19 protein-coding genes are annotated in these 23,393 nt (G+C 61.4%); 3 read left to right on the forward strand and 16 right to left on the reverse strand.

All coding sequences use genetic code 11. The annotated features are described in order from the left end of the window. Positions 1–7: 7 nt before the first annotated feature. The 16 genes from H4V99_RS13895 to rpoB all read right to left on the reverse strand — a co-directional run bounded on the left by H4V99_RS13895 (position 8) and on the right by rpoB (position 20,571). Complete coding sequence (locus tag H4V99_RS13895) at positions 8–1,471, reverse strand: hypothetical protein (protein WP_280679267.1); 1,464 nt, start codon at positions 1,469–1,471, stop codon at positions 8–10. After that, positions 1,462–2,031: a hypothetical protein gene (locus H4V99_RS13900; RefSeq protein WP_280679268.1), complete on the reverse strand. Its 570-nt coding sequence runs from the start codon at positions 2,029–2,031 to the stop codon at positions 1,462–1,464. Before H4V99_RS13900 ends, H4V99_RS13895 begins: the two co-directional genes overlap by 10 nt. Before the next feature lies 1 nt (position 2,032). Then, positions 2,033–2,467 carry a hypothetical protein gene (locus tag H4V99_RS13905; RefSeq protein ID WP_280679269.1) on the reverse strand — a complete coding sequence of 145 codons (435 nt, stop codon included), beginning with the start codon at positions 2,465–2,467 and terminating at the stop codon, positions 2,033–2,035. Positions 2,468–2,600: 133 nt separating this feature from the next. After that, positions 2,601–3,023 (reverse strand): prepilin-type N-terminal cleavage/methylation domain-containing protein, encoded by a 423-nt coding sequence (locus tag H4V99_RS13910; protein ID WP_280679270.1) that lies wholly within the window; start codon positions 3,021–3,023, stop codon positions 2,601–2,603. Positions 3,024–3,144: 121 nt separating this feature from the next. Further along, a complete protein-coding gene (locus tag H4V99_RS13915; protein ID WP_280679271.1) occupies positions 3,145–4,374 on the reverse strand; it encodes a type II secretion system F family protein in 1,230 nt (409 codons plus the stop codon). 3 nt (positions 4,375–4,377) lie between these two features. Continuing rightward, positions 4,378–5,679: a type IV pilus twitching motility protein PilT gene (locus tag H4V99_RS13920; protein ID WP_280679272.1), complete on the reverse strand. Its 1,302-nt coding sequence runs from the start codon at positions 5,677–5,679 to the stop codon at positions 4,378–4,380. Positions 5,680–5,695: 16 nt separating this feature from the next. After that, a complete protein-coding gene (locus tag H4V99_RS13925; protein ID WP_280679273.1) occupies positions 5,696–7,366 on the reverse strand; it encodes an ATPase, T2SS/T4P/T4SS family in 1,671 nt (556 codons plus the stop codon). 166 nt (positions 7,367–7,532) lie between these two features. Continuing rightward, positions 7,533–8,234, reverse strand: coding sequence for a hypothetical protein (locus tag H4V99_RS13930; protein WP_280679274.1), 702 nt, complete (start codon positions 8,232–8,234; stop codon positions 7,533–7,535). Between the two features lie 2 nt (positions 8,235–8,236). Further along, positions 8,237–8,902 carry a hypothetical protein gene (locus H4V99_RS13935; RefSeq protein ID WP_280679275.1) on the reverse strand — a complete coding sequence of 222 codons (666 nt, stop codon included), beginning with the start codon at positions 8,900–8,902 and terminating at the stop codon, positions 8,237–8,239. Further along, on the reverse strand, positions 8,899–9,942 hold the full coding sequence (gene pilM, locus H4V99_RS13940) for a type IV pilus assembly protein PilM (RefSeq protein ID WP_280679276.1): 1,044 nt from the start codon (positions 9,940–9,942) through the stop codon (positions 8,899–8,901). The genes H4V99_RS13935 and pilM overlap by 4 nt, the downstream gene beginning before the upstream one ends. Before the next feature lie 16 nt (positions 9,943–9,958). Further along, complete coding sequence (locus tag H4V99_RS13945) at positions 9,959–11,413, reverse strand: hypothetical protein (RefSeq protein WP_280679278.1); 1,455 nt, start codon at positions 11,411–11,413, stop codon at positions 9,959–9,961. Beyond that, positions 11,404–11,973 carry a hypothetical protein gene (locus H4V99_RS13950; protein ID WP_280679280.1) on the reverse strand — a complete coding sequence of 190 codons (570 nt, stop codon included), beginning with the start codon at positions 11,971–11,973 and terminating at the stop codon, positions 11,404–11,406. Before H4V99_RS13950 ends, H4V99_RS13945 begins: the two co-directional genes overlap by 10 nt. 1 nt (position 11,974) lies before the next feature. Next, positions 11,975–12,391 carry a prepilin-type N-terminal cleavage/methylation domain-containing protein gene (locus H4V99_RS13955; protein ID WP_280679282.1) on the reverse strand — a complete coding sequence of 139 codons (417 nt, stop codon included), beginning with the start codon at positions 12,389–12,391 and terminating at the stop codon, positions 11,975–11,977. Positions 12,392–12,529: 138 nt separating this feature from the next. Further along, on the reverse strand, positions 12,530–12,940 hold the full coding sequence (locus H4V99_RS13960; protein ID WP_280679284.1) for a prepilin-type N-terminal cleavage/methylation domain-containing protein: 411 nt from the start codon (positions 12,938–12,940) through the stop codon (positions 12,530–12,532). A gap of 201 nt (positions 12,941–13,141) precedes the next feature. Next, positions 13,142–17,038 (reverse strand): DNA-directed RNA polymerase subunit beta', encoded by a 3,897-nt coding sequence (locus tag H4V99_RS13965; protein WP_280679286.1) that lies wholly within the window; start codon positions 17,036–17,038, stop codon positions 13,142–13,144. A gap of 41 nt (positions 17,039–17,079) precedes the next feature. Next, positions 17,080–20,571: a DNA-directed RNA polymerase subunit beta gene (rpoB, locus tag H4V99_RS13970; RefSeq protein ID WP_280679288.1), complete on the reverse strand. Its 3,492-nt coding sequence runs from the start codon at positions 20,569–20,571 to the stop codon at positions 17,080–17,082. Positions 20,572–20,860: 289 nt separating this feature from the next. Here rpoB and H4V99_RS13975 point away from each other — a divergent pair, with 289 nt between their 5' ends. The 3 genes from H4V99_RS13975 (at position 20,861) to H4V99_RS13985 (ending at position 23,351) form a co-directional block, all read left to right on the forward strand. Next, the gene (locus H4V99_RS13975) at positions 20,861–21,730 is read left to right on the forward strand and encodes a fused MFS/spermidine synthase (RefSeq protein WP_280679290.1); all 870 of its coding nucleotides are present in this window, start codon (positions 20,861–20,863) and stop codon (positions 21,728–21,730) included. A 245-nt stretch (positions 21,731–21,975) separates the two neighbouring features. Continuing rightward, positions 21,976–22,338 (forward strand): hypothetical protein, encoded by a 363-nt coding sequence (locus H4V99_RS13980; protein ID WP_280674508.1) that lies wholly within the window; start codon positions 21,976–21,978, stop codon positions 22,336–22,338. After that, entirely contained in the window at positions 22,311–23,351 is a 1,041-nt protein-coding gene (locus H4V99_RS13985; protein ID WP_280674510.1) for an IS3 family transposase, read from the forward strand. Before H4V99_RS13980 ends, H4V99_RS13985 begins: the two co-directional genes overlap by 28 nt. Positions 23,352–23,393 lie beyond the last annotated feature (42 nt).

Below are 23,393 nucleotides of genomic sequence, written 5' to 3' on the forward strand. Positions count from 1 at the left end.
TCTTTCATCAGCCCGTCACTTCTCGCCGAGAAATAACTGCACCGGGCTGGGGGGTGGTGATCGTTGAGCTGGGGCCACCGGTGGTGAGATTCACGCCCGGGAGTCCGAGAGACGCAAAAGTAAAACTCGGGTTGTTCTTCAGGGAGCTGTATTGACCCGAGATGATCTGACCGCGCCAGGTGAAACCGTTCACGCCGTTGAAAGCGCAGGGCGTGTAGAGCAGCGCGGTGACCGGGTCGCTGATAGCGAATCCATTACCAACGGAGAAATCTCCTTGAGTGCCTGTGACGCCTGAGTTACAGGTGGGCTGCGCGTCCGCTTGGAGATCGGGCGTGATGAACCAGAGCCGGCGCGGTGTACTCGTCGATGAGGCGAAGGTCAGGGAATTTGTGCCCGAGAAATCAAACCTGTTAGCGAAAATGACCACGTCACTCGTGAGCTTCACTGTCGTGTTACTTCCTGCCGCCACCCCTAGGGTGCAGCCTCGTCCGTCAAGGATCACCGGAGCACCTGCACTGGTTCCGCCCAAGCTCCCATTGGGCAAAACACAGGCGGCCGGGGTGTTGAGAGTCCTAACCTCGTAGGGAGTACCCGCGGGATCGATCCACGCGGCCGGGTTGTAGCCCTGATCTGTCCACGGCGGCACCGTGGGCGGTGCCGGAGCCGGTGGAACCGGGGGGTTGTACATTCCACCCACGCGAGACCCCGGGGGATTGGGACTCACGGCCCTTGCAGTGAGGTTGTCGCGAATGCTCCCAATGCCAAGTGTCGCCGTACCGCCAACCCAGGCGCTTCCATTCACGGTGCACGACCCGGTGAACGTGAGATTGCCGGCCACACTCATGCTGCCGTTGATCACCGAGTTATTCTTGGCGCAATCAAAATTGCCGTTCTTGATCATGAGGCCGGCAGCAGGGGCCTCGGTCATGTCAAAGCCGGAGTTTGATTCAACAATGCCGCCCTTGTAGAGGTAAAGGGCCGTTCCACTCGGCATGATCCCCGGAACCACGTACGTAAACACGGCTTCCACTGAGGTGGAGTCCCCGACGAGTGCTCCGTTCACTCCGGAGGACTGCGCCGTTCCCCGTGACACGATGCGAACCTGATTGGCGGTCTCAGGCGGACAGCCTGTGGTCCAGGCGCCGTTACGAAAATAGTCAACGGTCGCGCTATACACCGGAGCTACCGTGGACACATACTTGCCGGGTGTGGGCTGCGCAGCACAGTTACCGATGGTGTAGAGGCCCCGGCGTGCTGCCGCAATTCCCGCATCCGCGGCGGCGCCTGACTGAACACCGGCGCGAACAGAGGTACTCACGCCAAAGGAACCCACGATTGATGTCGTGATAAGCGACACAAAGATGAGTCCGACCGCCATCACGCCCAGCACAGCGGCGAGGGCGGAACCGTGTTCCGATTCGCCGACGCGCCCATGGACCCGAATAACCCGTGGTCTGTGGATTAGAAGCATGTGAGGTTCCCCGATGCTCCGGCCCGGCTCGTGGCCGAGCTTGAGATGACGACCGGCGGGTAGGCGCCCGCCTGGCTTACGAAATTCATGCTGAGTTGCTGGCCGGTCGCGGCGAAGATGCGCGTCCCCGAGGCGGGTGTCACACTATCCTCCACCAGTATCCAAGTGGCCAGTTGGGCCGGTGTGGGAGCCAGAATTGCTGCCGTGGACTGTTTGAAATAGATCGTGCCTGCGCCGGCGGCCGAGTAGTACCAGGCCACACACCCCCAGGTGAGGGTGGCGCCGCGTTGGGCGGTGCGGGCAACAAGAAACTGATCGGTTCCCGACGGTGTCGACAGCCCAAAATCAGTGGAGTTGCGAATGTTGGTCGCCACCGAGTCCGCCACGACCTGTGCCGTATTGGAGGCGGCCGAGACATCCCGCACCCGATTGACCGTAGTGAGTCCGCTCAGAAAGAATCCAACCACGAGGGTCGACACGACCACGAGCAGCGCACTATAGACAATCAGCTCAATGAGAGTGACGCCGGCCTCAGACCCATCACTGCGACTATCCGCCACGTTATTGCGCCGTCACAAAGATGAGGGTTTTAGCCGACGACACGACGGCGCCGGTGTCGGTGCGCGCCACGGTCACGCCCACGGGAACAGTGACGGGATAGGACGTGAGCGAGGCCGGACAGCTCGCTCCAACAGTGTCAATAGGGCCAACAGTGCGCCTGACCTGAAGCGTTACACCGCGGGCATCAGGCACAGAGTAGGTCGTTGCAGTGAGGGCCGAGCACGTGGTTTGGGCCCGCGCACCCTCCATCTCACGGTTCACGAGTTGAGTAGCGGCTGCCAGAGTGCTGTTGACGCTTGACTTCGTGATTCCCTGCACCAGAAAGGGAAGAAAGGCCACCGCCAACAGGGCAAGTAGAAACATGGACACCACAATCTCGATCAGGCCGAACCCCGCGTCGGTTGCGGAAGCTCGGCCGTTCCCACGGTGTTTCATGTCACACCTCCTGCCGACCGCTCAATTATCTGGACTGCAAGAACCCAAAGGGGGACGTCGCGTACGCGACACCCCCCGGAGGTAGAACTCGAATCGGATACCGACTCAGGTGAAACTTGTCCGCGTTCGGACGTTACTGGGTGGTGGTGGTGCAGGCGTCATCGACGACACCACCCACGGCCCTGATGCTGAACTCCTTCTCCGTGGCGCTGAGAACGTCGATGCAGAAATCGGTTCCCCCCGTTCTAACCGTCGTCACCGCACCGTCTGTCGCGGTGAAGCCATAGGCGGCGAGGGCCACGGCGGAGTCCGTGGAATCGCCACCAGGATTCTCCACGAGGTAGCTGACATAGGACACCTTGGCGTTGCCGAGGTCGGACTTGGCCCCAGCATCCTTGGCCTGGTCCTGCTGGCTGAGGAAGATCGGGATGGCGATCGCGGCCAGGATTCCGATGATGATGACAACCACCAGCAGCTCGATGAGCGTGAATCCCTGGTCTTCTTTGTTGAGGGATGCACGCTTGCGGGCGAGCGGTCCGGTGAATTTGCTGAACATATCGGGGTCCTTTGGTCGGGGCCTGCGGTGAGAACCGTTCCAAGCCTGACCCGAGCCTACTGATGCAATACAGACTTAAGTGACATCCTGACAAAAGAAGCCCCAATTAGAGGGCAAATCTTTATTTGATGTACTCGAAGATTGAGAACATGGGCATATAGAGCGCCACGATCATGCCGCCAATGACCACACCAATGAAGGCGATCATGAGTGGTTCGATCAGCGCGGTGAGTTGCTCAGCGGTGGACTGCACTTCCTGGTCGTAGAAGTCAGCAATCTTGCTCAGCATGGTCTGCAACGCACCGGCATCTTCACCCACGGCGATCATCTGCACCACCATGGGGGGAAAGACAGGTTCGAGGGAGAGCGGCCCGGCAATAGACATGCCCTGACGCACGGACTCGTGCACCTTGCGCAGAGCCACCTCCACCACCCAATTGCCCGAGGTCTCCCCCACAATGATGAGCGATTGCAAAATGGGCACACCCGCACCAATCATGGTGGAGAAGTTGCGGCTGAACCGTGCAATGGCCAGCTTCGTCATGAGCGGGCCAAACACCGGCACCTTCAGCTTGATCGGGTCCAGCACCTTGCGCACCCGCTCGGTGTTCTTGTTGCTCCGCCACCAGATGGAAAACGCTATCCCCGCCACCACCAAAACGGGAAGTAACCACGTCATCACCGCCGAGAGCGTCACCAGAATCTGGGTAGGTAACGGCAACTGACCACCAAAGTCAGCGAACATGTTCTCAAACACCGGAACGATAAAGGTGAGCATCCCGATCACTGCCAAAACGGCCATAATCAGCACGATTGTGGGATATGCCATCGCCGATTTGATCGTGTCTTTAAGTTTGCCCTCCGACTCAAAATTCTCCGCCACCGAGTTCAACGAATTTTCCAGAAATCCGCCCGTCTCCCCGGCCCGAATCAAATTGATCATGATGGGCGGGAACACCTTCAGATGCTTCCCCATCGCCTCCGACAGTGACACCCCCGACTCCACGTCATTGCGTACCGTGGTGAGGATCTTGGCCAGTTCCTTATTCTCGGTCTGCTCCGACAAAATATTCAGCGTGCGCAGCAGTGACAACCCGGCCGACGTCATCGTGGCCATCTGACGACTCATCACCGCTAAATCTTTCAAACCCACCTGCTTGGTCAGGCCCGGAATGCGAATCTCCCGGCTCAAGCCCGTGCCCACGGGAACTTCTGTGACCGAAATCGGGGCCAACCCCATGGTGCGCACCCGCGTCATCGCGGCACTCTCCGACGCGGCATCCAGTCGCCCCTTCACAACCTTGCCACTGGCATTTCGACCCTTATATGCAAACGCAACAACGGTGGGCATGACTTACCTTCCTCGCGGCGAGAACGAGTCGCCAAAGTCGATTCCGCCAGACGATAACGAGCTGGAACTCCCCGCCTGCACATGGTGAATAAGCTGCGTGAGCCCCTCCAGGTCCTGCGCCTTCTCCTCCGCGGACTGCCGGGTGATCTGACCCGAATTCACGAGATCAGCCAAATGCTGATCCATCGTGTGCATCCCCAATGCCCGGCCCGCCTGCATTGCCGACGGAATCTGATACGTCTTGCCCTCCCGAATCAAGTTCGCGATAGCAGATGTCGCCACCAACACCTCCGTGGCCACCACCCGGCCGCCGCCCACCTTCTTCACCAGCGTCTGGCACACCACCCCCTGCAGCGTTGCTGCCAACTGCGACCGCACCTGACCCTGCTGATGCGGCGGAAAAACATCAATCATGCGGTCAATCGTCTGCGCCGCATCCTGCGTGTGCAGCGTCGCAAACACCAGATGCCCGGTCTCCGCGGCCGTCAACGCCACCGACACCGTCTCCAAATCCCGCAACTCACCAATCAAAATCACGTCCGGGTCCTGCCGCAAGACATGCTTTAGCGCCGCGGCAAAACTATGCGTGTCATGACCCACCTCACGCTGATTCACCAGCGACTTCTGATGCCGATGCAAAAACTCAATGGGGTCTTCGACCGTCACAATATGATCGGCCCGCGTGCGATTCACCAGATCAATCAGCGCCGCCAACGTGGTCGATTTTCCCGAACCCGTGGGCCCCGTCACTAACACCAACCCACGCGCCAACTGCGCAAGCCTCGCCACTGACTCCGGCACCCCCAGCTCCGCCAGCTGCTTGATCTCCCGCGGGATCAACCGAAAGGCCCCACCAATGGAATTGCGCTGCAGGTAGTAATTCACCCGAAAACGAGCGCCGCTAGCCGTGTAGGCAAAGTCGAGCTCCAACTCACGCTCGAACTCCTCCCGCTGAGCACTCGTCAACAGACTATAAAGAGCCGATGTCACCTTGTCACCAAACCACTTCGGCGCCCCCTCCATCGGGCTGAGAGCACCATCCACTCGGATATTGGGGGGCGCACCCACGGTGATGTGAAGATCAGACGCGTCAAGTTCCAGAACCATTTTCAGCGCGTGCAGGAGGTCTTTGTCGGGATTCAGCGGAACATCAGTCAAGCGGTGACGGTGGGCGTTCTCGTCGGGGGAGGTGAGGTATTCCTGCTCGTGTACCTCAGACGTGACCGGATCCGATGCATCAAAGCCAACGGGGGGCAGCTGCGAGTTGCCGGGAATGACCGGGATTTCGTAAATCGGATTGCTCATGTTCCTGTCCTTGAACCTAGGCGACGACGCGCAAAATCTCATTGATAGATGTCAAACCGAGCAAGACCTTGGCCCAGCCGTCCTCACGCAGCGAAATCATGCCCTGCTGCCGGGCCGCCCGCGCAATTTCCGCACTGGAGGCCCGCGACACCGTCAGCCGCTCGATCTCCTCCGACACCGTCATCACTTCATGCAACGCAATCCGGCCCCGATACCCCGTTTTCGAACACGTTGCACACCCCACCGGCCCAAAAATACGCGGCGACGGCAGATCCGGATCCACGCGAAAATTCAACAACCGAAGATCATCCACATCACGATCATCTGGCGCCTTGCACCGATCACAGAGCCGCCGCGCCAACCGCTGCGCCACCACACAATCCAATGCCGACCCCACCAAAAATGGTTCAATCCCCATCTCGGTCAAACGTGTAATCGCACTCGGCGCATCATTGGTGTGCAGCGTCGACAGCACCAGGTGCCCGGTCAACGCCGCCTCAATGGCAATCAACGCCGTCTCATGATCCCGAATTTCACCGATCAGCACCACATCCGGATCCGAACGCAAAATAGAGCGCAGCGCACTGGCAAACGTCAACCCCGCCTTCGGATTCACCTGCACCTGGTTGATGCCCTTCATGCGATACTCCACCGGATCCTCCACGGTGATCACATTTATTTCCGGCCGCGCCACTGAGTTCAGGGTTGTATACAACGTGGTCGACTTCCCCGACCCTGTCGGCCCCGTCACCAGAATCATCCCGTACGGCTTGGTATACGCCGCCCGGTACGAATTGAAATTGCCCTCCAACAGGTTCAAATCCCGCAGGCTCATCTTCGTCGTCGAATTGTCCAAAATTCGCATGACGATCTTCTCGCCCCACACCGTGGGCAACGTGGCGACCCGCAGGTCAATCGTGTGTCCCCCATAACTGACCGACATCCGGCCGTCCTGAGGCTTCCGCCGCTCCGAAATGTCGATATCACTCATAATCTTCAACCGCGAAATCACACCGTTTTGAATACTCTTCGGCGCCCGCTGCATCTCATGCAACACGCCGTCAATGCGGTATCGCACCCCCAGGCTGTCCTCGGCCGGCTCAATATGAATGTCCGACGCCCGGTCCTGAATCGCCTGGCTCACCAACAAATTCACGAACCGCACAATTGGCGCATCATCGTCGAGGGAGTCTGACACACCGAAAGCGGATGCCTCAACCGGCGCGTTCTCCTCCTCCAACGTGGTGGTGAGGTTGGTCAGCTCATCGTCAGCACGGTGATACAGCGCAATAGCAGCGAGTAAATCAGTCCGTTCGGCGACCACCTGGTTGACGGGGAGCCTCGATGCCTCCCGCACGTCGTCCAGAGCAAACACGTTTCCGGGGTCGACCATCGCCACCAGCAGCCGACCATCAATAATGGCAATCGGCAGCACTTCGTGGCGTCGACACACCATCGGCGTCACCAGTGCAACGGCCAAGCGGTCCACCGGATAGTCCACCAGCTCCACGAAGGGCAGATTGGCCTGCTGCGCGCGCGCCTTGGCAAACTGCACCTCGGTGATCACACCGCGGGCCACCAGGGCGCGAACCGCGCCCTCATCGGCCGGGTCTCCGGCAAGGAGCGTATCGAGCACTTCGATGGGTAACAAACCGTGCAAAATGAGAATCTCCGTCAGGGTTGCCACACGGGCCTCCCCCGGACGAGGTACTGGTTCAACGCACAATCAGGAGCTAAAATGTTTTGTCTCAATCCATAGTTCGTCGAGTCGTATCTGTGATCTTATCTCCCCGTCTGCCCCGGCGGCCACAACGACGACGAGTGTGGAGACCAGCCATTTCCGGTGGCCGGTGTCACTGTGGTCGTGAGGCATCAGGCGGGTCGGCGAGTACAAAGGCGTAGCCGGAAATGGTGCCGGTGACGAGTCCGGTCTCCGTCGCTGGCTCGGCCGTGGAGATGGCGTTCACCACGATGAGCCGCACGCCCTTTTGCAGGCCCGACACGAAATCGAGCACCGCTCCGGCAGTCCCCTCCACGATGACGGTGACCGGAATGGCGGTGAAGTTTGCGGCGGTGATACGCGAATCCGCCACGGGGGCGGGCAGCCCTCCTGCTGGTTCAGCGGGTGTGCTCGGAGCCGTCGCTGCCGCGGAATCGGCGACATCCGTGGGAACATCCGATACGGGCGGTATCACGCCCGCCACGATCGGGTCATAGGCCTGCGCATCGTTTTGGGTGAAGCTCGAGATGACAACACCACTGGCATCCGCTACCGAACTGAGCTCGGCGATCAGGCGCGGAATCTCGGGCGATAACGGCACCGATTCCTGCACCGCCGCGAGCTCCTCCTTGAGCGCATCCATGTTCTCAAATTGCTTCTTGAACGCTGCGCCCTGCACCTCATATGCTGCGTTTTGGGCCACGGCCCCCGCAAGATCGCTCTCAGCCACCGCCACCTCGGCGAGCTTGGGAGCAATGCCCAGCACCCAACCGAGCACGACGATCGCACCGATCAGCATCACCGCGCCGATCACCCAGAGCCTGTTCTTATCCACGATCAGTTACCGTTCGCTGCCGAGAAACGCTCAGAGAGCGCCCCCTGATTGAGATGAAGGACCCAGGCCACGGTGTAGGTACCGTCCACCGTGCGGGAGATCAGCGTGGGGTGCGAATCGGCGTAACCGGGCAGTGCCGACATAGCCTGCAACCAGTCTGGAAGTCCCGAGATCGAGGGGCTGGTGAAGAGCATGTTGACTGTGGCCAGCCGGGAGCCCAGGAGTGGGCTGGTGGGCTGGTCGTAGACGGCAAAGGGTGTGGCGGAATCAAGCGTGAACGACGCCACCCCCACATCGCTCGGCAACAGCGCCTGAATCTGGGCCAGATAGGCCTTCCAGTCAATCTCCGTCGATGCACCGAACTGCTGCGCTGCCAGAGTGGTATCGAGGGCGTTCTGCACCTCTTGCACCTCCGAGTACTGGGCCTGGGCGGCCACAAGCTCCGCGGTGCGCTCCCGCGCCACGGCCAGGCGCTCCTGGCTCAGCAGCGCCTGCCCGGTGGATGCGGCCACGCCCGTTCCCACGGCAAGGAGGGCGATCACTAACAGCGCGGCCAGTCGTCGACGTGTTGCTCGAATCTTCTTCTGAATCCGCACCTCGGGCGGGAGCAGATCCATCCGCGGTTCCGCGCCAAAGCGCACCTGGTCGGCCAACTGCTTCGTGTTCATGCCGTGCTCCCGAGCGCGAGGCCGAGCGCCACCGCGTAAGCGCCCGTGTCCTTGTTCAGAGCGGATGCGTCCACTCCGCGACCCAGCGTCACCGCAGTCATCGGGTCTGCCGCCAGAATGGGCAGCCGGGTCAACGTTCCGAGGGCGGCCGAGAATCCATTCAGGTGGGTTCCACCGCCGGTGAGCACGATTGCGGAAATCGGTCGGTGCTCACGGGTGTTTACGAAATAGTTCACGGTGTTGCGCAGACTGCTGATCAGTTCGTTTGTGGCCTCCGCAATGATCACTGCCGCGGGGCCAGCCGTGGCGGGGGAAGGCACGAGTCCGGTGGTTCGTTTCACCGTCTCCGCCGCCGCCTCGTCGAGTGAGAGACCGAGCATCAAAGCCTGCGTCACGTCGCCTCCGCCAGCGGGAATCAGGCGCGCAAATTCGGGAATGCCCTCCCGAAGCACCATCACCGAGGTGGTGGCCTGTCCCACGTCGATGATCGCCACCGCACCCGTGAACGTCGACCCGCGGCACACGGCTCGACTCAGCGCGAACGGAAGCAGATCAACCTCCACGACCGACAGTTTGGCCAGTTGAACCGCCGCGATGTTGCCCTGCACGGCCTTTTTCACGGCGGCGATCAGCAGCCCTCGAATTTCTGGCCCGTTCTCCCCCTCTGCCTCGGAGAGCGGGTAGAAATCGAGGAGCGCGTCAGAGGCCGGAACGGGAAGCATGTCGTTCACCAGAAAGGGGAGGGTCTCACGAATTCGTCTCATCGACATCGTGGGCACGGTCAGATCCCGCACCAACGCCCCGTGGTTTCCGATGCCCAAAACCACGCGTTTACTCTTAAACTCCCCCTCTGACCAGAGACTCTTGAGCGCCCCCGCCACCGTGTTCGGCTCCGCAACCTCGCCCCGGTCCACCGCCCCGGCGGGCAGCGCCACCTGGTGGTACCGCACGAGTGTCGGTGACGGCTTGCCGGCATCCGCTACTTCAACGGCGCGGATGCCGGCGGTACCGATATCGACACCCACAATGTTCCCGGTCATGTTGGCGTGCCCTTCATCAGCCCGTTATCTCTCGCCACGATATGACCGCCCCGGGCTGCGGGGTGGTGACGCTGGAGCTACTGCCACCGGTATCGAGGTTGACACCCGGCAAACCTATGGACACGAAGGTGAAGGTGGGGTTGTTCTTGATTTGACTGTATTGACCCGACACGATCTGACCCGACCAGGTAAACCCGTTGATCCCCGAGAACGCGCAGGGCGTGTAGAGCAGAGCGTCGATCGGGTCACTGATGGCGAAGCCGTTCTTGACCGAAAAATCCCCCTGCGTGGCGGCGTCACAGCTGGGCTGTGCGTTCACCTGCAGGTCCGGCGTGATGAACCAGAGCCGATGCGGCGCACTGGTCGATGACGAGAAGCGCAGTGCGTTGATGTTCGCAAAGCTGAATCTGTTCGCGAAGATGACCACGTCGCTGGTGAGCCGCACCGTCGTGTTGTTTGTTGCCGTGGGCCCGCCCACACAACCCAGCGCGTTGATAATCACCGGCGCCCCCGCCACCGTTCCGCCCAGAGTGCCATTAGGGAGTGTGCACTCGAGTGCGGTAAGCAAGGTCCTCACCTCATACGCTGTTCCCGCCGAGTCCACCCAGGCTGCCGGGTTGTACCCCTGCTCTGTCCACGGCGGCACGGTGGGCGGCACGGGAGCGGGCGGAACCGGCGGGTTGTAGAGACCACCCACGTGGTTGCCCGGCGGGTTGGGGCTCACCGCACCCGCGGTGAGGTTGTCGCGGATGCCGCCGGAGCCGAGGGTGGCTGTGCCGGTGACCCACGCACTGCCATTGACCGTGCAGGATCCCGTGAACGTGAGGTTGCCCGCCACGCTGAGACTCCCGTTGATCACGGAGTTGTTCTTGGCGCAGCCAAAGTCGCCATTTTTCACCATGAGCCCCGCCCCCGTAGCCTCGGTCATATCAAAGCTGGAGTTTGATTCAACGACACCACCCTCGTAGAGGTAGAGGGCGGTTCCACTCGGCCCGATCCCCGGGGAGACGTACGTGAAGACCGCCTCAACCGAGGTGGTGTTACCCACGACCGACCCGGTGATACCAGCTGACTGGGCGGTTCCCCGGGACACCACGCGCACCCGGGTAGCGCTGGGTACCGGGCACCCCGGTGACCAGCTGCTGCCCGCAAAATACTCCACGGTTGCGCTGTACACCGGCGCAACGGTGGACACGTACCGTCCGGGAGTTGGCTGTGCGGCGCAACTGCCACTCACGTAGAGCCCGCGACGTGCGGCGGCGATTCCCGCTTCGGCGGCGGCACCCGACTGAACACCGGCTCGAATCGACGTGCTCACTACGAACGAGCCCACGATGGATGTCGTAATGAGCGACACGAAGATGAGCCCGATGGCCATCATGCCGAGCACGGCGGCGAGGGCGGAGCCTCGCTGGGGTTCCGTTCCGAACATCACGGTGCCGAGCCGGTTTGTGAGGCGGGTCAGAAGCATGTCAGGTTCCCCGATGCGCCGGCGCGGCTCGTGGCTGCGCTGGAGATGACGACTGGCGGGTGCGTACCCGCCCGGCTCACGAAACCCATGCTGAGTTGTTGGCCACTCGCGGTGAAGATCCTGGTGCCAGAGACGGGCGTGACCCCGCCATCCACGAGCAACCAGGTAGCAAGTTCAGCGGTGGTGGGGCTCAGAATGGCCGTCGAGGACTGCCGAAAATAGATGCTTCCCGAACCGACGGACGAGTAGTACCAGGCCACGCAGCCCCAGGTAAGAGGGTCGTCGCGCTGGGCGGTGCGAGCAACTAAAAACTGGTCGGTGCCCGACGGCATGGAGAGACTGAAGTCCGTGGAATTGCGAATGTTCGTTGCCACCGAGTCTGCCACCACCTGGGCGGAGTTGGCCGCCAGCGTGACGTCACGAACACGAGCCACCGTTGTCTGTCCGCTCAGGAATAGACCGACGACGACTGACCCCACCACCACGAGGAGCGCGCTGTAGACCAGGAGCTCAATCAGGGTGAAGCCGGTGTCGGTGCTCGCGTCACGCTGGGGCAGCATGTCAGAACGTCGTCACGAAAATGAGTGTTGTGGCCGAGGACACAACGCCGCCCGTGTCGGTGCGTGCCACGGTAACCCCCACCGGAACCGTGAGCGGATACGAGGAGAGTGACGCCGGGCAGGCAGCTCCCACGGTGCGGGTGACCTGAAGGGTGACGCCGCGGGCATCAGGAACGGAATATGTTGTTGCGGTGAGTGCCGAGCAGGTGGTTTGCGCCCGCGCATTTTCCATTTCACGATTCACGAGCGCAGTGGCTGCCGCGAGAGTGCTGTTGACACTGGACTGCGTGATCCCCCGCACGAGAAAAGGGAGAAAGGCCACGGCCAAAAGGGCCAGTAAGAACATAGCAACAACAATCTCGATCAGACCAAAACCTGTCTGCCCTGACAGGGTTCGATCGGTCCTACGGTCAATCACGTCACACCCCCTGTGGGCCGTTCGGTAGCTGGAAATGCGAGGGGCACACGTGGGGTGCCGCCTGTGCGACACCCCACGTTGGTGAAACCCGGTGAGAGCCCGTTCGGGCAGGCCACTAACCGAGATTGGCCTCAGGCGTTAGGGGCACGCGCCGGCCACGGCGCCGCCGGTCGACAGGATGTGGAAGGCGTTGGTGGTGGAGCTCACGGCGTTCAGGCAAAAGCTAGTTCCGCCGGTGGGGATAGTCATGGTCACGCCGGACGTGCCGGAGAAACCATAGGCGGTGAGAGCGGTGGCAACGACCGTGGATGTGCCCGCGGGAGTATCCACGAGGTAGCTTACGTACGCCACCTTGGCGTTGCCGAGGTCGGACTTGGCGCCGGCATCTTTGGCCTGGTCCTGCTGGCTGAGGAAGATGGGGATGGCGATCGCGGCCAGGATTCCGATGATGATCACAACAACGAGTAGCTCGATGAGCGTGAACCCCTGGTCTTCTTTGTTGAGGGACGCACGCTTGCGGGCGAGCGGTCCGGTGAACGTACTGAACATGCGGGGGGTCCTTCTGTGAGTGTTGGCGGTGAGCGCCCGCCCACCTAGTTCGAGCCTACGCACTCGCCGCCGAAAACGTGAGGAATCCTTAAATAAAAAGCCCCAAAAAAGGGGGCAATTTCTATTTGATGCCGTCACAGCCGCAGGACGGACACAAAAAGGCCCCCATCCGAAGATGAGGGCCTTTTCGTGTATCAGGTGTTAGTTGTACGTACCGGGAGTCAGGTCGTCCGACGAGAAGCTGTCGAAGTCAACAAAGCTCAGGTCACCCTCAGCGAACGTGGCATCTTCGGTGAAGATGCGGTTCGGGTAACGCTCAGCCTTGGCTTCCTCGGTCGCCTCGACGTTGACGTCGCGGTAACGCGGCAGGCCGGTTCCGGCGGGGATCAACTTACCGATGATCACGTTCTCCTTGAGGCCCATCAGCGGGTCGCTCTTGCCCTCCATGGCCGCCTGGGTGAGAACCCGGGTGGTCTCCTGGAAGGAAGCGGCCGACAGCCAGGACTCGGTTGCCAGTGATGCCTTGGTGATACCCATGACCTCCTGACGAGCCGAGGCGGTCTTCTTGCCCTCGGTGAGCGCGGTGCGGTTGAGGTCGTTGTACTTCAACCGGTCAACGAGCTCGCCCGGAAGCAGACCGGTGTCGCCGTGCTCAACGACAGTCACCTTGCGGAGCATCTGACGAACGATGACCTCAATGTGCTTGTCGTGAATCGGGACACCCTGCGAACGGTAAACGTCCTGCACGCCGCCCACGAGGTGCTTCTGCACCGCACGGACACCCTTGACACGAAGAACTTCCTTCGGGTCGACGGCGCCGATGATGATCTGCTGTCCGAGGTCAACGTGCTGACCATCCTCAACGAGGAGGGTTGAACGCTTGAGCACCGGGTAGGCAATCGCTTCGTCACCGTTGTCGGGCGTGAGAATGACCTTTCGGCCCTTGTCCGTGTCCTCGATGGTGATGCGTCCGGCAGAGTCAACGATGGGCGACGCACCCTTGGGGGTACGAGCTTCGAAGAGCTCCTGAACACGCGGCAGACCCTGGGTGATGTCGTCAGCGGATGCCGACCCACCCGTGTGGAAGGTACGCATGGTCAGCTGGGTACCGGGCTCACCGATGGACTGTGCGGCAATAATACCGACGGCCTCACCGATGTCCACGAGCTGGCCGGTAGCGAGCGAACGGCCGTAGCAGACCGCACACACACCCACAGCAGACTCGCACGTGAGCACAGAGCGAACCTTGATGGTCTCGATGCCAGACGAGATGAGCTGTGCAATGAGCACGTCTCCCACGTCGGCGCCGGCCTCGGCAACAACAACACCTGCAGCGTCGACCGCGGGTGCGGCGAGGCTGCGAGCGTAAACCGCGTTCTCAACGTTCGGGTGAACGCCGAGCACGCCAGTGGAGTCGCGCTCACCAATGGGCAGTTCAAGACCCTTGGTGGTACCACAGTCGTCTTCACGAATGATGACGTCCTGCGACACGTCCACCAGACGACGGGTGAGGTACCCCGAGTCGGCGGTACGCAGAGCGGTGTCGGCCAGTCCCTTACGAGCACCGTGAGTAGCAATGAAGTACTCGGCGACGGACAGGCCTTCGCGGTAGCTCGAGATGATCGGGCGAGGGATGATCTCACCCTTCGGGTTGTTCACGAGGCCTCGCATGCCGGCGATGTTTCGCACCTGCAGCCAGTTACCACGAGCACCAGAGGTGACCATTCGGTTGATCGTGTTGTCGGTCGGGAAGTTAGCCTGCATGGCCGCGGCAACGTCTTCGGTTGCCTTGGTCCAAATCTGGATCAGTTCCTGACGACGCTCGAGGTCGGTCGTGAGACCCTTCTCGAACTGCGCCTGAACCTTCGCGGCCATCTTCTCGTAACCGCTGACGATCTCCTTCTTGTTCGGAGGCGTCAGAATGTCGCTCAGAGCAACGGTCACACCGGAGCGCGTAGCCCAGTAGAAACCGGCGTCCTTGATGCGGTCAAGCGTGGCGGCCACTTCGACCTTCACGTACCGCTCGGCCAGGTCGTTGACGATCGTCGACATGGTGACCTTGTCGGCCACCTGCTCGAAGTACGGGTAGTCAACCGGAAGCGCCTCGTTGAAGATGGCGCGGCCCAGGCTGGTGGTGACCAGTACGGTTCCGACAGCCTGACCGTCCACGAGCTCGACGCCCTCGGGCTGTGTGCCCTCGGTGAAGAACTTGTCGGTCAAGCGGATGCGAACCTTGGCGTTCAGGTCAAGCGACTTCTGGTCGAAGGCCAGAATTGCCTCGGAGACGGTGGAGAAGGCACGGCCTTCGCCGATCACGCCCTCCTTCATCGTCGTGAGGTGGTGCAGACCAATGATCATGTCCTGTGTGGGCAGGGTCACCGGACGACCGTCAGACGGCTTCAGGATGTTGTTCGAGGCGAGCATCAGGATGCGTGCCTCGGCCTGGGCCTCGACCGAGAGCGGAAGGTGCACAGCCATCTGGTCGCCGTCGAAGTCGGCGTTGAACGCCGCACAGACGAGCGGGTGCAGCTGGATGGCCTTACCCTCAACGAGCTGAGGCTCGAAGGCCTGGATGCCCAGACGGTGCAGGGTGGGCGCACGGTTCAACAGAACCGGACGCTCGCGGATGATCTCCTCGAGCACGTCCCAGACCTGCGGACGTGAACGCTCAACCATGCGCTTGGCGGCCTTGATGTTCTGAGCGTGGCTCAGGTCAATGAGGCGCTTGATCACGAACGGCTTGAAGAGCTCCAGCGCCATCTGCTTGGGCAGACCACACTGGTGCAGCTTCAGCTGCGGGCCGACGACGATGACCGAACGGCCAGAGTAGTCCACGCGCTTGCCGAGCAGGTTCTGACGGAAACGACCCTGCTTACCCTTGAGCATGTCGCTCAGGGACTTGAGGGCGCGGTTACCGGTACCGGTGACCGGGCGACCACGACGACCGTTGTCGAACAGCGCGTCAACGGCTTCCTGCAGCATCCGCTTCTCGTTGTTCACGATGATCTCGGGAGCACCGAGGTCAAGCAGACGACGCAGACGGTTGTTGCGGTTGATCACACGACGGTAGAGGTCGTTCAGGTCGCTGGTTGCGAAACGGCCACCGTCAAGCTGCACCATCGGGCGCAGCTCGGGCGGGATGACCGGCACAACGTCGAGCACCATGGCCGCCGGCGAGTTGCCGGTCATGATGAACGCGTTGACCACGCGCAGACGCTTGATGGCGCGGATCTTCTTCTGACCCTTACCTTCAGCGATCTGCAGGTGCAGGTTTTCGCTCTCGGTGACGAGGTCGAAGGCCTCAAGGCGCTTCTTGATGGCCTCGGCGCCCATGAAGGCTTCGAAGTACATGCCGAAGCGGTCCTGAAGCTCGTGGAAGACGGAGTCTTCGGGCTTCAGGTCGCCGACCTTGAGGGTGCGGAAGTCTTCCCACACGCGCTCGAGGTGCGCGATCTGCTCGTCCAGGGACTTGCGAACCTGGCCCATTTCCTTCTCGGCGGCGTCTTTCGCGCGCTTCTTCTGGTCGCTCTTGGCGCCTTCGGCCTCCAGTGCTGCGAGGTCAGTTTCGAGGCGCTGCAGGCGGTCAGCGATGCGCGAGTCACGGCTGTTCTCAAGGGTCTTGAGCTCAAGGCGCAGCTCGTTCTCGAGACCAGGCATGTCCTGGTGACGGCCATCTTCGTCAACCGAGATAACCATGTAGGCAGCGAAGTAGATGACCTTTTCGAGGTCCTTCGGAGCCATGTCGAGCAGGTAACCGAGGCGAGACGGCACACCCTTGAAATACCAGATGTGGGTGACGGGTGCAGCGAGCTCGATGTGGCCCATGCGCTCACGGCGCACAGACGACTTCGTGACCTCTACGCCACAACGCTCACAGACGATGCCTTTGAAGCGAACACGCTTGTACTTGCCACAAGAGCATTCCCAGTCCCGCGAGGGGCCGAAGATCTGTTCGCCGAACAGGCCGTCCTTCTCGGGCTTGAGCGTGCGGTAGTTGATGGTTTCGGGCTTCTTGACCTCACCGTGCGACCAACGACGGATGTCGTCTGCCGTAGCCAGGCCAATGCGAAGCTCGTCAAATGTTGTTACGTCGAGCAATTTCTCTCCCTTGGAAAGTATTCGAGTCTCGGTGGCCGGGCTTAGATGTCGTCAATGGATGACGACTCAAACCGGGTGGAAATGTTGATTCCGAGCTCCTCCGCTGCACGGAAGACCTCGTCATCCGTGTCGCGCAGGCTCACTGCGGTGCCATCGGCCGAGAGAACCTCGACGTTCAAGCAGAGCGACTGCATTTCCTTGATGAGCACCTTGAAGCTCTCGGGGATACCGGGCTCCTGGATGTTCTCACCCTTGACGATGGCTTCGTACACCTTGACGCGGCCGAGAATATCGTCCGACTTGATCGTCAGGAGCTCCTGAAGTGCGTAAGCAGCTCCATATGCTTCGAGCGCCCACACCTCCATCTCTCCGAAACGCTGTCCACCGAACTGCGCCTTACCACCCAGCGGCTGCTGCGTGATCATGGAGTACGGACCCGTCGAACGAGCGTGAATCTTGTCATCGACGAGGTGGTGGAGCTTCAGGATGTACATGTAGCCGACAGAGACCGGGTTCGGGAACGGCTCACCTGAGCGGCCGTCGAAGAGCTGGGTCTTGCCTGAGGAACCGATGAGGCGTTCGCCATCGCGGGTCGGGATCGTGGATTCCAGAAGGCCCTCGATTTCGATCTCGAGCGCACCGTCGAAGACCGGAGTTGCAACCTTCGTGCCGGGTGCGGCGCTGAAGGCGTGCTCGGGAAGGCGAGCAGCCCATTTCGGCTTACCCTCGACGTTCCAGCCCTGCTTCGCGATCCACCCGAGGTGGGTCTCGAGAACCTGACCGAAGTTCATTCGTCCCGGGATACCCAGCGGGTTCAGGATGATGTCAACCGGGGTTCCATCGGCGAGGAACGGCATGTCCTCGATCGGCAGAATACGGGAGATGACACCCTTGTTACCGTGACGACCGGCGAGCTTGTCACCCTCGGTGATCTTGCGCTTCTGGGCAATGAAGACCACAACGCGCTGGTTGACGCCCGAGCCGAGCTCGTCGTCGCCATCCTGCGAATCGAAGACCTTGACACCAATGATCGTGCCGCGCTCACCGTGGGGAACCTTCAGGCTCGTGTCGCGAACTTCACGGCTCTTCTCGTTGAAGATGGCACGCAGCAGGCGCTCCTCAGCAGACAGCTCGGTCTCGCCCTTGGGCGTGACCTTGCCAACGAGGATGTCGCCGGGGCGAACCTCGGCTCCGATGCGAATGATGCCACGCTCGTCGAGGTCGGCGAGGAAGTCCGGCGAGACGTTGGGAAGGTCGCGAGTGATCTCTTCCTTACCCAACTTGGTGTCGCGGGCATCCACTTCGTACTCTTCGATGTGAATCGAGGAGAGGGTGTCGTCCTTGACCAGGTTCTGGCTCAGGATGATGGCGTCCTCGAAGTTGTAGCCTTCCCACGGCATGAATGCCACGAGAAGGTTCTTTCCGAGTGCAACCTCGCCCTGGTCCGTTGCCGGGCCATCAGCGATGACCTCGCCAGCTTCGATGCGCTCGCCAGCGTTCACGATGACGCGGTGGTTGAAGCTCGTGCCCTGGTTGGAGCGCGAGAACTTGCGCAGGTAGTACGTCTGCGTTCCGCCCTCATCGAGCTGAATGGTGACGACGTCTGCCGATACCTCAGCAACCACACCGGCCTTGTCGGCGGTGAGCACGTCACCGGCGTCGATGGCTGTGTAGCCCTCCATGCCGGTTCCCACGAGCGGGCTGTCGCTGATGAGCAGCGGGACAGCCTGACGCTGCATGTTGGCACCCATGAGTGCGCGGTTTGCATCGTCGTGGTCGAGGAACGGAATGAGCGAGGTTCCAACCGACACCATCTGGCGCGGCGACACGTCCATGTAGCCGATCTCTTCCGCGGGGAAGAGGTCAACCTCTCCACCCTTCTTACGGGCGAGAACGCGGTCTTCCGCAAAGTGCGAGTCCTTGGTCAACGGGGCGTTGGCCTGGGCGACGATGAAGTCGTCCTCTTCGCTGGCGGTGAGGTAGTCGATCGTCTCGGTGACCTTGTTGGCCACAACGCGACGGTACGGCGTCTCGATGAAACCGAAGGCGTTGATTCGCGCGAACGAGGCGAGCGAACCAATCAGGCCAATGTTCGGGCCTTCCGGGGTCTCAATGGGGCACATGCGGCCGTAGTGCGAGGGGTGAACGTCTCGCACCTCGACGCCGGCGCGGTCACGGGACAGTCCACCCGGGCCCAGCGCAGACAGACGACGCTTGTGCGTCAGTCCTGCGAGCGGGTTGTTCTGGTCCATGAACTGTGACAGCTGCGAGGTACCGAAGAACTCCTTGATCGCAGCGACGACGGGGCGCACGTTGATCAGGGTCTGCGGGGTGATCGCTTCGATGTCCTGCGTGGTCATGCGCTCGCGAACGACGCGCTCCATGCGGGACAGACCGGTGCGAACCTGGTTCTGAATGAGCTCGCCCACGGCACGAATACGACGGTTACCGAAGTGGTCGATGTCGTCGATGTCGATCGAGATGTCGGTCTGCTTGCCCTCGCGCACACCAGCAATGGTGTTGCGGTTGTCGTGCAGCGACACCAGGTACTTGATGGTGGCCAGGATGTCCTGGAGCGTCAGTACGGAGTCGCTGAGCGGAGCCTCAAGGCCGAGCTTGCGGTTGATCTTGTAACGACCAACCTTGGCCAGGTCGTAACGCTTCGAGTTGAAGAAGAAGTTGTCCAGCAGAGCGCGGGCAGCCTCGGCGGCAACCTGCTCTCCGGGGCGCAGCTTGCGGTAGATGTCCTTGAGGGCTTCTTCCTTCGTGAGGATGTTGTCCTTCTCAAGGGTGAGCTCGATGGACGCGAAGCCCTTGAACTCTTCGAGAATCTCTTCGCTCGTGAGGCCGAGGGCCTTGAGGAAGACGGTGACGGACTGCTTGCGCTTGCGGTCGATGCGAACACCAACCTGGTCGCGCTTGTCAATCTCGAACTCCAGCCATGCACCACGGCTCGGAATCACGCGAGCGGAGTAGATGTCCTTGTCGGACGTCTTCTCCTGCTGGCGGTCGAAGTACACGCCGGGCGAACGCACCAGCTGCGACACGACGACACGCTCGGTGCCGTTGATCACAAAGGTGCCCTTGGGCGTCATCAGCGGGAAGTCGCCCATGAACACGGTCTGAGTCTTGATCTCACCGGTGAGGTGGTTCATGAACTCGGCGTTCACATAGAGGGGTGCGGAGTAGGTCTTACCCTTTTCCTTGCACTCATCAATGGTGTACTTCTCCGGCTCAAGCTCCGGGTTGGTGAAGGAGAGCTGCATCGTCTCGCCGAGGTCCTCGATGGGAGAGATCTCTTCAAAGATCTCATCGAGTCCGGTGCGATTGGGCAGGTCCTGGCGTCCGGCCTTCTGGGCTTCAGCGACGCGCTTCTTCCAGATGTCGTTGCCAACGAGCCAGTCAAAGCTCTCGGTCTGCAAGGCAAGCAGGTCCGGAACAGTGAGGTGGTCGCTAATCTTCGCGAACGAAAGACGCTCAGCTGAGCGGCCGTTCTTGGGTGAGTTGGTGGTTGCGTTGCGCGCAGCAGCCAAGGAAATAACCTCCGTGGACCCCGTCAGGTCTAGTTACTGTTATTGGGTGAGGACTCCAACAGACCCTGTGCAATAAATCTTTGCAAGGAATGTGCCGCAAGGTGGCTTGAGCACGCAAAGCCGACCGCAATATGAAGGCAGAGTTTAGTCTGGGAGCGCAAGGGTCAACTATACGGGCCTGTCCACGTGATGTCTACTCCTTTGTTGACCTTTTCTGGATTCTCGGGTATAACCCAGTTTCTGCTCCGTTGCGGGAGGGCGCAGACTGGGGGTATGAGTAGCGAGCGTAATGAGTAGGGGCGAGGCGGAGCATCCGTCGGTCGTATTGAAGCTGAGCGGACACCTGGCCGTGATTGAACCCGACCGGTTCACCCCGGGCAGCTTTCAACTGGTGGTGGACGGCACGCCGCAGTCGCACGTGAACCTGGAGCACCCCGATGAGCTGTTCTTTGAGTACATTCAGCGCATCGGGCACGTGATCGACCTGCTGGGCGACCCGCACGAGCCGATCACCGCCGTGCACCTGGGTGCGGGGGCGCTGACCCTCCCCCGCTACGTGGAGGCGACGCGGCCCGGATCGCGCCAGCAGGTGGTGGAGATCGAGAGCGACCTGATCGACCTCGTGCGCGCCGAGCTGCCGTGGGACAAGCGCGCCCAGCTGCGCGTGCGTCACGGCGACGCCCGCGAGGTGCTTGGAAAGCTGCCCCCCGGCCTGCACGGAACCGTGGACCTCGTGGTGGTGGACATTTTTTCGGGAGCACGCACGCCCAAGCACGTGACCAGCCGGGAATTCTTTGCGCTCACCTCTCCTCTGCTGTCGCAGCGCGGCGTGGTGGCCGTGAATGTGGCCGACGGGCCGGGGCTGGCGTTCGCGCGCGGACAGGCCGCGACGCTGTCGGCCGTATTCGAGCACGTGATCGGGTTCGCCGAGACGCAGGTGCTGAAGGGGCGTCGGTTTGGCAATATCGTGTTCATCGCGGCGCACACACCCATTGACCTGAACTGGATTCCGCAGCTGCTGGCCAACGGGCCGCATCCGGCCAAGGTGATCGAGGGTACGGAGCTTGCACAGTTCATGGCCGGATCGCTGGTGGCCACGGACGATACCTCCACGCAGTCTCCGTTGCCGGGACGCACGGTCTTTCAGATCGGGCACTAGCCGGCCTGGCCCCCCTGGCCGCTACCGAAACGGGTGGCCGCGCCCCAGACGGGCCGCCGCCGCCACCGACATGGGCGCGCGCTACGGTAACGCGTTAGTTGCCATGATGGTCGTGAGACATCGTGGTGACGGACGCTGAATCGGAGCAGGACATGAATGATATGGCGATAGGTCGAACGAGAAATGGTGGGCGGTCGTTTCCGTTGGCGTTTCGGATTGAGTACATACGCCGCTGGGATGAGTGCGTGGAACGAGGCGCGAAGGTGCGGTTACTGCGCGAGTTCGACTTGGCAAAGGGCACGGTGAATCGTTGGCTGAGGGCTCGCGACGATGGAGAATGGACGGCATCGATGGTCGCAACGTCAGAGAGGTCACCACAAAGAATGGACAATCGCGATCGTGCGGAGTTGGCGCGGCTGCGGATGGAAAACGAGGCTTTGAAGAAGAAGGTCGCGCAGTCCGAAGCAGCACAACAAATCTTGGGAAAAGCATTCGAGCTCTTGGACGGGATCACCACCCGCTCGAACGAGGAACAAACACCGATCCCACCAGCGTTGATGAGCGCGGGCGAGTACGCGGCGTGGCTGAAACGAAGCAAGCTGTCCTGACCTTGACGGTCACGGCACTGGCCCAAGAAATGGCGATGCCGATCGTGGACGCATGTCGTCTGGTCGGGATGCCACGGTCAACGTATTACCGGCTCAGCCGTGGCTACCAGCACTACCGCCCCGTGGCTGAGGCGATCCCGCACCGCGAACGCCGGCAACCCGCAGCCTTGGACACGCACGAGCGCGCCACGATACTCTCCGTGCTCTGCGAGCCGAAATATGAAGACAAATCGGTGGTGCAAACGTACTGGCACGCCTTCGACGCCGGGACTCTCGCGTGTTCGCAGCGCACGTTCTACCGGGTCGCCAACGCTCACCGCCTGGTCGGGGATCGTCGACGCACCCGAACCCCGCGCTCCCCGTCACCGCGCACTCCGGCCGTCGCGACGCTCAAGCCCGGGGATTTGTGGTCGTGGGACATCACCGAATTGAACGGACCCAGCTACCACGATCGGTACTACCTTTACCTGATCATTGACGTGTTCTCGCGTTACCCCATTGGCTGGTGCATCGAGACTTACATCTCGAAGAAACGCGCTGTGACACTGTTCACCGACGCGATCGCCACCCACGGCGCCCCCACAGTCGTGCACTCCGACAACGGGTCCTCCATGCGCTCCACAGACCTCATCAACGCCCTCGAGAGCAACGGCATCATCACCTCGTACTCTCGCCCCCGGGTCAGCGACGACAACCCCTTCTCAGAATCACTGTTCAAGACCATCAAGTACGACCCCAGCTCCCCGGACCGATTCGATCACCGCGATCACGCCCGCCAATGGACCAAGGACTTCTTGGACCTGTATGCCACCCAACACCGCCACAGCGGTCTCGGCCGGCACACCCCAGCATCCGTCTTTGACGGCACCGCCCACCTCATCCACGCGCAACGACAACGGGCACTGGACGCCTACTACGCCCAGCACCCCACACGCTTCCGCCAACCACCCACAGCACCACCACTACCCCAACCCACAGGCATCAACACCCACCTACTGTCTCAAGCAGGTTGACAACTACCGAACCGGCGTAGCGGCCACCGATGTGGGGCGCGG

Origin of the sequence: Cryobacterium sp. CG_9.6 (genome assembly GCF_029893365.1) — a bacterium.
In the GTDB taxonomy this organism is placed as follows: domain Bacteria; phylum Actinomycetota; class Actinomycetes; order Actinomycetales; family Microbacteriaceae; genus Cryobacterium.

Excerpts from the sequence above, each read along its gene's own strand:
- H4V99_RS13905 (WP_280679269.1), bottom strand. The coding sequence starts at position 2,467 with ATGAAACACCGTGGGAACGGCCGAGCTTCCGCAACCGACGCGGGGTTC.
- H4V99_RS13975 (WP_280679290.1), top strand. The coding sequence starts at position 20,861 with ATGAGTAGGGGCGAGGCGGAGCATCCGTCGGTCGTATTGAAGCTGAGC.
- H4V99_RS13920 (WP_280679272.1), bottom strand. The coding sequence starts at position 5,679 with ATGAGCAATCCGATTTACGAAATCCCGGTCATTCCCGGCAACTCGCAG.
- H4V99_RS13895 (WP_280679267.1), bottom strand. The coding sequence starts at position 1,471 with ATGCTTCTAATCCACAGACCACGGGTTATTCGGGTCCATGGGCGCGTC.
- H4V99_RS13950 (WP_280679280.1), bottom strand. The coding sequence starts at position 11,973 with ATGCTGCCCCAGCGTGACGCGAGCACCGACACCGGCTTCACCCTGATT.
- pilM (WP_280679276.1), bottom strand. The coding sequence starts at position 9,942 with ATGACCGGGAACATTGTGGGTGTCGATATCGGTACCGCCGGCATCCGC.
- H4V99_RS13945 (WP_280679278.1), bottom strand. The coding sequence starts at position 11,413 with ATGCTTCTGACCCGCCTCACAAACCGGCTCGGCACCGTGATGTTCGGA.
- H4V99_RS13960 (WP_280679284.1), bottom strand. The coding sequence starts at position 12,940 with ATGTTCAGTACGTTCACCGGACCGCTCGCCCGCAAGCGTGCGTCCCTC.
- H4V99_RS13935 (WP_280679275.1), bottom strand. The coding sequence starts at position 8,902 with ATGAACACGAAGCAGTTGGCCGACCAGGTGCGCTTTGGCGCGGAACCG.
- H4V99_RS13915 (WP_280679271.1), bottom strand. The coding sequence starts at position 4,374 with ATGCCCACCGTTGTTGCGTTTGCATATAAGGGTCGAAATGCCAGTGGC.
- H4V99_RS13910 (WP_280679270.1), bottom strand. The coding sequence starts at position 3,023 with ATGTTCAGCAAATTCACCGGACCGCTCGCCCGCAAGCGTGCATCCCTC.